Source organism: Polaribacter sp. SA4-10 (assembly GCF_002163835.1).
Classification (GTDB): Bacteria; Bacteroidota; Bacteroidia; order Flavobacteriales; family Flavobacteriaceae; genus Polaribacter.
This window is the reverse complement of sequence record NZ_CP019331.1, coordinates 3,260,404-3,273,063: the sequence shown is the minus strand read 5'-3', so window position 1 is coordinate 3,273,063 and position 12,660 is coordinate 3,260,404. Positions and strand designations below refer to the sequence as shown.

Below are 12,660 nucleotides of genomic sequence, written 5' to 3'. Positions count from 1 at the left end.
ATAAATTCAGCATAAAAATGAAAGGAATTTTACTAAACAATTTAGGATCGCCAGATTCTACAGAAACAAAAGACGTTAAAAGATATTTAGGTGAATTTTTAATGGATGAACGCGTTATTGACATTCCGTTTTGGAAACGCTGGATACTTATTAAAGGAATCATATTAAATGTGAGACCAAAAAAATCTGGTGCTGCTTACAAAAAAATCTGGTGGAAAGAAGGTTCTCCATTAGTGGTAATTTCAGAGCGGTTTACAAAAAAGATAAAACAAAAAGTAGACATTCCTGTTACTTTAGCAATGCGTTACGGCTCTATGAGCATGGAAAAAGGCATCAAAGAATTGGTTGATAAAGGTGTAACAGAAATCTTTTTAGCGCCTTTATACCCTCATTACGCAATGTCTTCTTATGAAACTGTGGTTACGCAAGCAGAAGAAATTTTGGCAGCTAAATATCCGCAAGTAAAACTAGATACTTTACCTCCTTTTTATAACAAACCAGATTATATAAAAGCGATGAGCGATAATATTGCGAATCACTTAAAAGGATTTGACTACGATCATATATTATTTTCTTATCACGGAATTCCAGAACGTCACATTAAAAAATCAGATCCTACAAAAAGTCACTGTAAACTAGACGGTTCTTGTTGCGAACGTAATTCTGTAGCACATTATACATGTTACAGACACCAATGTTTTGAAACAACAAAAGAAATTGCAAAATTCTTAAATTTGAAAGAAGGAACTTGGAGCAATTCATTTCAGTCTCGCTTATTAAAAGATCCTTGGTTAAAACCATATACAGATTTTGAGTTAGAAAAATTTCCATCAGAAGGAAAGAAAAAATTAGCAGTTATTACTCCTGCTTTTGTTTCTGATTGTTTAGAAACTTTAGAGGAAATTGCCATGGAAGGAAAAGAAGAATTCTTAAAATTTGGCGGAACAGAGTACAAACATATACCTTGTATGAATGACAATGATGACTGGGTAGATGTTATGGTAAACTGGATTAATGATTGGAAAAATAATTAAAAATATAAGAAGCTATTTCCTGCTTTTCTTTATATCTTTTTTATGCTAAATTTACTTTAGTACAAAAAAAGATGTCATTTCAATCAGGGCTAAACTTGTTTGCAAACGAATAGCAAAATTTAGAAACTAAAATTATAAAACTATGGATTTCTTATACGTAAAAGCATTACACATTATTTTTGTTGTTACTTGGTTTGCTGGTTTATTCTATATAATTCGTTTATTTATTTATCATGTAGAAGCAGAAAAAAAACCAGAACCTGCAAAAGAAATTTTACAAACTCAGTATAAGTTAATGAGTAAAAGATTGTGGTACATTATTACATGGCCCTCCGCAATTTTAGCAAGTTTCTTTGCTTTTTGGATGCTCTATAAAAATCCTTATTATTTAGAAATGCCTTGGATGCATGTAAAACTCGCTTTTGTTTTAGCGCTCTATTTTTATCATTATTCTTGTCAGAAAATCTACAAACAATTACAAAATGACATTATAAAATATTCCGCATTCAAACTAAGAATATGGAATGAAGTTGCAACAATCATCTTATTTGCAGTCGTATTTTTAGTAACCTTACAAAGTGCCATAAATTGGATTTGGGGCGTTGCAGGTATTCTTCTTTTTGGAGTTTTAATGATGTTAGGAATTAGACTCTACAAAAAAATGAGAGAAAAGAGATCTTGGGAAAAAGCCGAAAAAGAGGTTTTGGATAAAAAATAGAATTAAGTAAGCTGTTGCAGTTTTCAGTAACAGTTACTCAACTGCATACTTCTATTTAACTTCTTATACGCTGCTCAAAAGGAATTCTATTCACAATAACTTTTTTACAAGTGAAGCTATTTATAGGCCTACAACCTCCTAATAAATTAGGTTTTTAATTTTTATCCTTTTACTTGAAAATTAAAACCCTAATTCACAAGCAACTAAACCAAACGGGTAGGGAAAACTACCCTATTTTTTTTAGGCAGCTCAAGATTATTAAGTAATATTGGCATCAAAATAAAATTATTATGAAAAAAATTATCTATTTACTTACTGTTATTATTTGTTTATCCTCTTGTTCATCTAGTGATGACGACGCGTCTTCATCAAATATTATAATTGGAACATGGCAATTAAAATCTGAGACCGAAAATGGTGTAGAAAGAACAACTGATTGCACTAGAAAAAGCACAATAACTTTTTTAAAAAACGGAAACGGTTCTCAAATTAGTTATGATGAAAGTTATGATGGAGCTGGAAATGCTGTTTGTGAAAATGATTACAATGGCACTTTTACATGGGAAAACACAAATGCTACTACCTATAATGTTTCTGAAGATGGACAAAGCAATTCCGTAGAACTCACTTTCTCACAAAACAACACAATTTTTAGCACCTCATTCTCAGAAACTTATGACGGTACTACTTATACATCAACTTCAAGTTACATAAAGATTTAAATCCATAAAAGCTCACTTTTTAAGTGGGCTTTTATTTTTATTTTCTAATAGACTGCTCAAAAGGAATTCGATTCACAATAACTTCTTTATAAGTGAGACTATTTATACGAAAACAACCTTTTAATCAATTAGGTACTTCATTGTCTATGTTTTAATTAAAAAACAAAATAATTTTTAAAAAAAGATGAAATAAAAATACTATAATAGATATTCATTAACTAAATTGCACCTTAAAATAAATTTATCATGAAAAAAATCATCTATTTACTTACTTTTATTATATGCTTATCCTCTTGTTCATCTAGTGATGACGACACGTCTTCATCAAATATTATAATCGGAACATGGCAATTAAAATCTCAAACCGAAAATGGTGAAGAAACAACAACTGATTGTACTAGAAAAAGCACATTAACTTTTTTAGAAAACGGAAACGGTTCTCAAGTTAGTTATGATGAAAGTTATAATGGAAATGGAGATGCTGTTTGTGAAAATGTTGACAATGGTACTTTTACTTGGGAAAACACAAACGCTACTACCTATAATATTTCTGAAGATGGAGATAATAGCTCCGTAGAACTTACTTTCTCACAAAATAATACAATATTTAGTGGTTCATTCTCAGAAACTTATGATGGCACTACTTACTCATCAAGTTTCTCTTACATAAAAATTTAAATTCATAAAAGCTCACTTTTTAAGTGGGCTTTTATTTTTAATTTCTAATAGACTGCTCAAAAGGAATTCTATTCACAATAGATCTTCCAAGCGTAACTTCATCTGCATACTCTAATTCATCACCAACAGAAATTCCACGTGCAATGGTAGACGTTGTAATTTCAAATTCCTCTATCTGTTTAAAAATGTAGAAATTAGTTGTATCACCTTCCATCGTTGAGCTTAAAGCAAAAATAAGTTCTTTAATTTCTCCTTCAGAGATTTTTCTAACTAAAGAATCTATTTGTAAATTCTGTGGTCCAATTCCTTCAATAGGAGAAATTTTTCCTCCCAAAACATGATACAATCCGTTAAATTGAGACGTACTTTCAATTGCCATTACATCCCTAATATCCTCTACAACGCAAACAATTTCTGGGTTTCTTTTAGAATTATTACAAATATCACATAAATCTGTATCAGAAATATTGTGACATTTTTCACAATTTTTTACATCATTTCTTAAATGCAATAATGCTTCAGATAAGTACTTTGTATTCTCTGTAGGTTGTTTTAATAAATGTAAAACCAAACGCAAAGCAGTTCGTTTACCAATTCCTGGTAAGCGAGACACTTCATTAACTGCATTTTCTAATAACTTTGATGAAAAATCCATAGTTTGCAAAATTACGAATTATGAATTACGAAATCGGAAAAAGAAGACAGAAAAACATATATTCGTAACTCATAATTAAACAATCAAAATTAACGATGCAGCCAGTTCATATTTTTATATTAATAATTGCCTATTTCTTGGTATTAATTACAATATCCTACTTTACAGGAAAAGACGATTCTAATGCCGTTTTTTTTAAAGCAAAAAGAAGTTCCCCGTGGTACATAGTTGCTTTTGGTATGATTGGCGCTTCACTTTCTGGAGTTACCTTTATTTCTGTTCCAGGGATGATTAGCGGACAACAGTTTGCATATATGCAAGGTGTTTTTGGGTTCTTTTTTGGTTATTTAATTATAGCTTTTGTTTTGCTCCCCCTTTATTATAAGCTGAATATTACATCAATTTATCAATACTTAGAACAACGTTTTGGAAAAATAAGTTACAAAACTGGTGCATTTTTCTTTTTACTTTCTAGAGTTACAGGAGCTGCTTTTAGATTGTTTTTAGTTGCTATAGCAATGCAATACATCGTTTTTGAACAAATTGGTGTTCCGTTTGAAGTCACCGTAATTCTCTCTATTCTCCTTATTTGGATTTACACATATAGAGGCGGAATAAAAACTATCGTTTGGACTGATACACTGCAAACACTAGCAATGTTGGTTGCTGTAGGATTATCTATTTATTTGATTAATAAAAAATTGGACTGGAGTTTTATAGATTTTTTAAATTCTAATGATTTCACAACTAAAGGTCGAATATTCTTTTTTGATGACCCAAATGCAACTACCTATTTTTGGAAATATTTTATTGGTGGAATCTTTATTGCGATAGCTATGACTGGTTTAGACCAAGATATGATGCAAAAAAACCTAACTTGTAAAAACAACAAAGAAGCTCAGAAAAACATGATTACAATGGCTACATTACTGGTTGTTGTTAATTTTTTCTTTTTATCATTAGGCGCATTATTATTTATATATTCAGAAAAAATAGGATTAAATATTCCTATTGTTGAAGGTAAAATAAGAACAGATTTATTGTTCCCAGAAATTGCTATGAATCAAAATTTAGGAACTGGTTTAGCAATAACATTTATTATTGGATTAATCGCAGCTGCATATTCAAGTGCAGATTCTGCTTTAACTTCTTTAACAACTTCTTTTTCTGTTGATTTTTTAGGAATAGAAAAAAAACAAGAAGAACTACAAAAACCGTTACGTAAAAAAGTACATATTGGCGTTTCAGTTCTATTAATATTAGTTGTTATTTTATTTAATAATCTAGAAGGAAATGTTGTTGGAAATTTATTCAAGTTCGCCACATTTACATATGGACCTTTATTAGGTTTATTTGCTTTTGGAATTTTAACAAAACACAAAATTAAAGATAAATATACTTGGGTTATTGCATTACTTTCAATTTCATTAAGTTTTGCTATTACATCATTACCAGAAAGCATAATTGGAGCCTATAAATTTCATTGGGAAATTTTACCTTTAAATGGTTTAATTACTTTTGTTGGATTATATTTGATAAAAAGAAAATAGACTAAATGCCAAAAGACTTAAGTAATTATCGTAAATCTTACGAAAAAAAAGCACTGTTAGAAAGTGGTTGCCCAGAAAATCCGATTGAATTATTCCGAGATTGGTTTTTAAATGCTGATGATTCTGAAATGGTAGACGAAAGTAATGCCATGACTATTTCATCTATTGGTTTAGATGGGTTTCCTAAAAGTAGAGTTGTATTACTTAAAAAATATACTTGGGAAGGATTTATTTTTTACACGAATTATAATTCAGAAAAAGGAAAATCAATTGCCGCAAATAATAACATTTGTTTATCCTTCTTTTGGGCAGGTTTAGAGCAACAGGTTATTATAAAAGGAAAAGCCGAAAAGCTTTCAGAAAATTTATCTGATGGCTATTTTGATTCTAGACCAGATGGAAGTAAATTAGGTGCTTGGGCCTCTGACCAAAGTAAAGTTGTGCAATCTAGAGAAGAACTAGACTCCAGTTTAAAAACTTTTGAACAGAAGTTTGAAGGAAGTGAAATTAAGAGACCAAAACATTGGGGAGGCTATTTGGTAAAACCTATTTCTATAGAGTTTTGGCAAGGGAGACCTAACAGAATGCATGATAGAATTAGATATACATTAGATGAAGATTTTTCTTGGAAAATAGAAAGGTTAGCACCATAAATTTTCTATATTTACAACTCAACAATTAAAATTGAATGAAAACTTTATATATTGTTAGACATGCAAAATCTTCTTGGGATTACTCTGGAATAGAAGATATTGACAGACCTCTAAAAAAAAGAGGAATAAAAGACGCTCATTTAATGTCTAAATTCTTGTCAAAAGAAATAGACAGACCAGACGTTTTTGTTTCAAGTAGTGCAAACAGAGCATTACATACTGCAGTAATTTTTTGTGAAAATTTCGAATACCCTCTTTCTAACCTTAAGATTAAAAGACAATTATATAGCTTTAGTGACGGCTATTTAGTGAAGACTGTTAATGCTTTAGATGATGGTTTTAATTCTGCAATTATCTTTAGTCATGATCATGGTATAAATACATTTGTAAATAAATTTGGAAGTAAACCTATTTCTCATGTATCCACTTGTGGTGTTATTGGCATTCAGTTTGAAGAAAAACATTGGAAGAACATTAAGAAAGGGAAAACTTTTATGGTAGAATATCCTAAAAATCATAAATAAATTAGTTTGTTAGAAATAAAAAAATACGGAGCAATTGATATCGGTTCTAATGCAATTAGGTTACTAATTTCAAATGTTATAGTTGAAAACAACAAGGAACCTCAATTTAAAAAATCTTCCTTAGTTCGTGTACCTATTAGATTAGGAGCAGATGCTTTTGTTTCTGGAATTATTAGTGATGAAAACATTACTAGGATGATTGATGCAATGGAAGCTTTTAAGTTACTAATGAAAGTGCACAAAGTAGAACGCTATAAAGCATGTGCTACATCTGCAATGAGAGAAGCCACAAATGGCAAATTAGTAGCAGAAAAAATTTATTCTGAAACAGGTGTAAAAATTGATATTATTGGCGGTAAAGAAGAAGCTGCAATTATTTCGTCTACTGATTTAAATGAATTAATAGAAGGAGATGGTTCTTATTTATATGTTGATGTTGGTGGCGGTAGTACTGAAATCACCGTTTTTTCTGCCGGAAAAATCATTGCTTCAAAATCTTTTAAAATGGGGACTGTTCGTTTATTAAACAACAAAAAATCTGTTAATAAAGAGATTTTTGTTATCGCAGAAAAATGGGTTAAGAAAAACACTAAAGATTTAAAAAAAATATCCTTAATTGGTTCTGGAGGTAACATTAATAAGTTATTTAAAATGTCTGGACGGACAGAAGGAAAGCCTATTTCTTTTATTTATTTAAATGCTCAATATCAATTTTTAAAACAAATGAGTTATGAAGATAGAATTTCTGAACTTAGTTTAAATCCAGATAGAGCAGATGTAATTATACCCGCAACAAAAATTTACTTGTCTGCAATGAAATGGAGTGGAGCTAGAAAAATATATGTTCCAAAAATTGGGCTTTCAGACGGGATAATTAAATCCCTATTTCTTAATAAATTATAATTTATTAAACCATTTCATTTTTTATAGTGACTTCTAAAAAATTCTGTGTCGCACCAATTAACTATAAAATAAAAAACCACAATAAAACCGACTCTTCACTAAGAGTCGGTTTTATTGTAAATGAGATTTAATTACAGCATCAAAAATAATTGTTTCACTTTCTAAAAATGTTGTTTCAATTTCTAAACAGGAAACTTGTTTAAGCTTATCAACCAACCTTGTATAGTCTTTTTCTGTAGTAAGAATAATTTTTTTTGAGGCATTAATAGCATCAAACTTTTTATTGATATCACTTATTTCTATTGAAGAGAAGTGATGATGATCTGAAAACTTTAAATGCTGAAAATTAATTTGTTTCTGAGTTAAAAAATTTGTCAAAGGTTTTGGGTTTGCAATTCCTGTAAGCAACAGCACTTCGTATTCCTTTAATTCTTCTATAGAAACCTGATCACTGCCAGATGTCTTTTTTGCATAAGAAATTGTAGTAAAAAATAATTTTTTATTATATTTCTCTAACTTCTTTTTAATTTCCTCTTGTTGCTTTTTACTCAAGTTTTCAGGACATTTTGTAACCAAAATAACATCTGCACGTTTTGCTCCTCTTCTACGCTCTCTTAAATTCCCTGTTGGCAATAAAAAATCATCCGCAAATAAATCGTTAAATTTAGTGAGTAAAATAGAAAAACTTCCTTTTACTTTTCTATGCTGATACGCGTCATCCAATAAAATAATTTCTGGAGATTTTTCATTAATTAACCTCTTTATTCCTTCAACTCTATTTGCATCAACAGCAACATTAATTTTATCAAATTTATTAAAATACTGCAAAGGTTCATCTCCTACATCTTCTACAGAATGGTTTTTATTCAACAATACAAAACCCGTTGTTTTACGTTTATAACCTCTACTTAAAACAGCAACTTTATAACTATCCTTCAATAATCGTATTAAATATTCTATTTGTGGTGTTTTTCCTGTTCCTCCAACACTTAAGTTACCAACTACAATTACGGGTATTTTAAATGATGTTTGTTTAAAGATCCCAACATCAAAAAATAAATTACGAATTGAAGTTATCAAATCATATAGAACAGCAAATGGAAATAATAAAAACCTTAGAAATTTCATTAACACGAAAATAAGTCATTTTTATGGATTGATGAATGGAAAATGCTAACTTTGGTTTTCCAATCAATTTTGTTTTATGATTATAAAAGACATTACCAATTACATAGAAGAACTTGCTCCATTAAGTTATGCTGAAGATTTTGATAACGTTGGCTTATTAGTTGGCAATTATCAAACAGAAATTACAAACATACTTGTTACTTTAGACACTTTAGAAGAAACAGTAGATGAAGCTATTGCTAAAAACTGCAATCTAATTATAAGTTTTCATCCAATTATTTTTGGAGGATTAAAAAAACTAAACGGTAATTCTTACGTAGAACGTACGGTGTTAAAAGCAATAAAAAATGATATCGCTATTTATGCAACTCACACTGCTTTAGACAATTCTAAAAACGGAGTTTCTGCAAAAATGTCTGAAGTTTTAGGACTTGAAAACACAAAAATCTTAATTCCTAAAAAGGGAATTATAAAAAAACTAACCACATTTGTTCCTTCTACTAAAGCAGCTGATTTAAGAAATTCGCTTTTTGAAGCTGGAGCTGGAAATATTGGCAACTACGATCAATGTTCTTTTAATATTGAAGGCAGAGGAACTTACAGAGGAAATGAGAATTCTAACCCCGTAATAGGCGAAAAAGGAAAAATTCACACAGAAAAAGAAACGCGAATAAGTATTGTTTTTGAAAGTAAAAATGAAGCTAAGATTTTAAAATCGCTTCATGATAACCATCCTTATGAGGAGGTTGCTTATGAAATAATTACCACAGAAAATATTCATCAAAATATTGGAATGGGAATGATTGGTGAACTTCCAACAGCAATGGAGGAAAAAGAATTTTTACTATTCTTAAAACAGACTATGAATACAGAATGTGTTCGTTATTCTGAACTCATCCACAATAAGATAAAAAAAGTAGCCGTTTTGGGTGGTTCTGGAAGTTTTGCAATTTCTAACGCAATAAGAGCTGGAGCAGATGCTTATGTAAGTGCAGATTTTAAATATCATGAGTTTTTTAAAGCAGAAAACAGTATTTTATTAGCAGATATTGGTCATTATGAGAGCGAACAGTTTACAAAAAACCTTTTGGTTGATTATCTTACAAAAAAATTCACTAATTTTGCAGTCATTTTATCAGAAAAAAGTACAAATCCTATTTATTACATATAAACATGGCAAAAAAGAAAGAAATTTCAGTTGAACAAAAATTAAGAGCACTTTACGACCTACAGTTAATAGACTCTAGAATTGACGAAATTAGAAACGTAAGAGGTGAACTACCTTTAGAAGTTGAAGATTTAGAAGATGAAGTTGCCGGATTAAATACACGTGTTTCAAATTTAGCAGAAGATGTTGCTAATTTAGAAACAGACATCAAAAACAAAAAAATAGCTATTGATGAGTCTAATCTTTTGATGAAAAAGTACGACGAACAACAACAAAAAGTTAGAAATAACAGGGAGTTTGATTCTTTATCTAAAGAAATTGAATTTCAAGATTTAGAAATTCAATTAGCAGAAAAAAGAATTAATGAATACAAAGCTAAGATTTCTCAAAAAAATGAAGTAATTGATACTACTAAAGAAAAATTAGGAAAACAAGAACAACATTTAACTCACAAGAAAGCAGAATTAGACGCTATTTTAAAGGAAACTGAAAAAGACGAAAAGCTTTTATCAGAAAAATCTGAAGAATTTGCTAAATCTTTAGACGATCATTTATATACTGCTTACAATAGAATTAGAACTAAAGTGAAAAATGGTTTAGCTGTTGTTGCTATTGAGCGTGGAGCTTCTGGAGGTTCTTATTTTACAATTCCACCACAAGTTCAATTAGAAATTGCAAATAGAAAGAAAATTACAATTGATGAGCACAGTGGTCGTATTTTAGTTGATGCCGCTTTAGCTGAAGAAGAAAAAGAAAAGATTGATAAATTATTTTCTTAGTCTTAATAAATTATAAACATAAAAAAAACTCGAAGCTTAGCTTCGAGTTTTTTTATACACATTATTTGAAATTAGTAATCCAATTTCTTTAAGTAACTTAACTTTTCTTTCCAAATAGTTAAATCTTCTTTAAAAGCATTCACTTGATTTCTCACATTTAAGACTAAAGGGTTATCAGCTTTAGCGTTTGAGAAAAACCCTAAATTATTTTCTAACTGTTGAATCTCCCTTACCACCTCATCTATCTTTTTTCTAACAAACATTTGTTCAGAATCTAATTTTCTAACATCATTATCTGCTGCTAAACTATCAACTGTATTTGTAAACTTTAGCATAGAAACTTCTTTCTTATCTAAAGACAAACCATCTAACATTCTATCTATTTGCTTATTAAACTTATCTTCTAAATGTCTAACATTTCTTGGTAATCTTCCAAGCTCTTTCCATTTATTAATAGCTCCTAAAACAATATCTTTTGTTGGTTCTAATTCTTGTTTTAAAGATTCTAAAAATTCTTTTTTAGAATCAACAATATCTTGTTGTTCTTTACTAACAGCATTTTTTTCTTGGTGATAACGATCAAAATAATGATTACAAGCCGCTTTAAAGCGTTTCCAAATATCATCAGAAAATTTACGAGGAACATGCCCTATTTTTTTCCAATCTGCTTGTACTTTTTTCATGGTATTTGTTGCCAACTCCCAATCCTCACTTTCTCTTAAAGACTCTGCCAATTCAATTAAAGCAATTTTATTTTTTAAATTGTCTTGCTGATCCCCTTTTTCCTGCTTATAAAAAACATTTTTTGCACTATTAAACTTTTTTGTAGCGCCTTTAAATTGCTGCCAAACTTCTTCGCTTTTAGCATAAGGCAATTTTCCTGCATTAAAATATTTCTGTCTTAGAACTTCTATATCTTTAATGCTTTTTTGCCAATCATTATGTGTTTTATTACCAGAAGTATCAAATGCATTAATTTCTGCAACAACAGCTAATTTAACATCAATAATTTCTTGATATTTAGAACGCATCTCTCTAAAATGATCATGTCTTTTATCATGAATTTTCTTAGTTGCTGCACTAAATTTTTGCCAAACCTCTTCTCGCATTTCTTGAGAAACTGGGCCAATATCTTCTTTCCAAACTTTATGTAAGTCTTGTAATTCTTTAAAAGCAAGATTTACATCTGCATCTTCTGCAAGCGCTTCTGCTTTTTCTATAATTTTAAGTTTTTCTTCTAAATTATGTTTAAAATCTAAATCTCTAAAATCATTACTTAAATGTAGTAAATCATAAAAACGTTCTACATGATGATGATAGGTTTTCCAAGTGTCATTATAACGCGTTTTAGAAACAGGTCCAATTGCACGCCAAGCATCTTGTAATACTTTAAAATCTTTATACATTGTTGCAGTATCTGCATCTTGTATAAGGTTTTTTAAGTTTTCTATTACAACAAGTCTTTTTTCTAAATTTTCTTTAAGTTGCTTTTCTAAATCACCATAATAAGCATCTCTCTGTTTTTTATGCTCAGAAAGTAATTTATTATACTCTGTTTTAATAGGACTAGAAAATTGAAAATCTATTGAATCTCCTCCTTCTGCTAAAAACACCGCTTTCTTTTCTGCTATTAAAGTACCAAACTGTTTGTTAAAAGCATTTTTAATAGCATCAACTTGAGATTTTACCTTTTGTGGAGGGTTATTAGAAAGTGTCTTATGAAGTTCAGAAACTAATTCTTCTAATGATAATGAAGTATAGTCTACACTAGAATCTTCTTCTTTATCCTCTTCTTTTTCAGCACTTTCTGCAACAGACTTCTCTATGGCATCAATTGCCTCAGTAGTTTCATCTACTTTTTCATCTTCAGAAACCTCAACTTTTTTAGCTTCTTCAATGACAGTTTCTTCAATGACAGTTTCTTCAATTATTTCAGAAGTTTCATCTACAATAGCTTCCTCAGAAGTATCTTGTTGTTCTACTTTCTTTGCATCATCTTTTACAACTTCTGCTTCAATTTCCTTAGCGTTTTCAGCTTGCTTTTCATTTTCATCTAACATATCTACAATGTTTAAGGTCCGTATTATTAGTCTATAAAGATACAGACATCTAACAAAAGTCACAAGTCTTAAACATTAAATAAAAGGA

Annotated in this window: 13 protein-coding genes; 10 read left to right on the top strand and 3 right to left on the bottom strand. The window is 29.7% G+C overall.

Annotated elements, in window-relative coordinates; translation table 11 throughout:
* Positions 1-17 precede the first annotated feature (17 nt).
* The 4 genes from hemH to BTO04_RS14375 all read left to right on the top strand — a co-directional run bounded on the left by hemH (position 18) and on the right by BTO04_RS14375 (position 3,152).
* A complete protein-coding gene (gene hemH / locus BTO04_RS14390; RefSeq protein WP_087565160.1) occupies positions 18-1,034 on the top strand; it encodes a ferrochelatase in 1,017 nt (338 codons plus the stop codon).
* A gap of 142 nt (positions 1,035-1,176) precedes the next feature.
* Positions 1,177-1,752, top strand: coding sequence for a CopD family protein (locus BTO04_RS14385; protein ID WP_087565159.1), 576 nt, complete (start codon positions 1,177-1,179; stop codon positions 1,750-1,752).
* Positions 1,753-2,042: 290 nt separating this feature from the next.
* Positions 2,043-2,474, top strand: a complete 432-nt coding sequence (locus BTO04_RS14380; RefSeq protein WP_087565158.1) for a lipocalin family protein — start codon at positions 2,043-2,045, stop codon at positions 2,472-2,474.
* A 246-nt stretch (positions 2,475-2,720) separates the two neighbouring features.
* A complete protein-coding gene (locus BTO04_RS14375) occupies positions 2,721-3,152 on the top strand; it encodes a lipocalin family protein (RefSeq protein WP_087565157.1) in 432 nt (143 codons plus the stop codon).
* Positions 3,153-3,189: 37 nt separating this feature from the next.
* Here the strand turns inward: BTO04_RS14375 and recR are convergent, their stop codons facing one another.
* Positions 3,190-3,807: a recombination mediator RecR gene (gene recR / locus BTO04_RS14370; RefSeq protein WP_087565156.1), complete on the bottom strand. Its 618-nt coding sequence runs from the start codon at positions 3,805-3,807 to the stop codon at positions 3,190-3,192.
* Between the two features lie 95 nt (positions 3,808-3,902).
* On the opposite strand from recR, the gene BTO04_RS14365 reads away from it, so the two are divergent.
* The 4 genes from BTO04_RS14365 to BTO04_RS14350 are packed head-to-tail and all read left to right on the top strand — an operon-like array spanning position 3,903 to position 7,437.
* Positions 3,903-5,357, top strand: a complete 1,455-nt coding sequence (locus tag BTO04_RS14365) for a sodium:solute symporter (RefSeq protein ID WP_087565155.1) — start codon at positions 3,903-3,905, stop codon at positions 5,355-5,357.
* Between the two features lie 5 nt (positions 5,358-5,362).
* Positions 5,363-6,010 carry a pyridoxamine 5'-phosphate oxidase gene (gene pdxH, locus BTO04_RS14360; protein WP_087565154.1) on the top strand — a complete coding sequence of 216 codons (648 nt, stop codon included), beginning with the start codon at positions 5,363-5,365 and terminating at the stop codon, positions 6,008-6,010.
* A 35-nt stretch (positions 6,011-6,045) separates the two neighbouring features.
* Complete coding sequence (locus BTO04_RS14355; RefSeq protein WP_087565153.1) at positions 6,046-6,534, top strand: histidine phosphatase family protein; 489 nt, start codon at positions 6,046-6,048, stop codon at positions 6,532-6,534.
* 6 nt (positions 6,535-6,540) lie between these two features.
* The gene (locus tag BTO04_RS14350; protein ID WP_087565152.1) at positions 6,541-7,437 is read left to right on the top strand and encodes a Ppx/GppA phosphatase family protein; all 897 of its coding nucleotides are present in this window, start codon (positions 6,541-6,543) and stop codon (positions 7,435-7,437) included.
* Positions 7,438-7,548: 111 nt separating this feature from the next.
* Here the strand turns inward: BTO04_RS14350 and lpxK are convergent, their stop codons facing one another.
* Positions 7,549-8,565 (bottom strand): tetraacyldisaccharide 4'-kinase, encoded by a 1,017-nt coding sequence (lpxK, locus tag BTO04_RS14345; RefSeq protein WP_087565151.1) that lies wholly within the window; start codon positions 8,563-8,565, stop codon positions 7,549-7,551.
* 76 nt (positions 8,566-8,641) lie between these two features.
* Between lpxK and BTO04_RS14340 the strand changes: the two genes are divergently transcribed.
* Both BTO04_RS14340 and BTO04_RS14335 read left to right on the top strand, forming a co-directional pair.
* Entirely contained in the window at positions 8,642-9,736 is a 1,095-nt protein-coding gene (locus tag BTO04_RS14340; protein WP_087565150.1) for a Nif3-like dinuclear metal center hexameric protein, read from the top strand.
* 2 nt (positions 9,737-9,738) lie between these two features.
* Positions 9,739-10,512: a zinc ribbon domain-containing protein gene (locus tag BTO04_RS14335; protein ID WP_087565149.1), complete on the top strand. Its 774-nt coding sequence runs from the start codon at positions 9,739-9,741 to the stop codon at positions 10,510-10,512.
* A gap of 71 nt (positions 10,513-10,583) precedes the next feature.
* On the opposite strand, the gene BTO04_RS14330 is transcribed toward BTO04_RS14335, so the two are convergent.
* Positions 10,584-12,572 (bottom strand): DUF349 domain-containing protein, encoded by a 1,989-nt coding sequence (locus tag BTO04_RS14330; RefSeq protein ID WP_087565148.1) that lies wholly within the window; start codon positions 12,570-12,572, stop codon positions 10,584-10,586.
* Between the last annotated feature and the right edge of the window lie 88 nt (positions 12,573-12,660).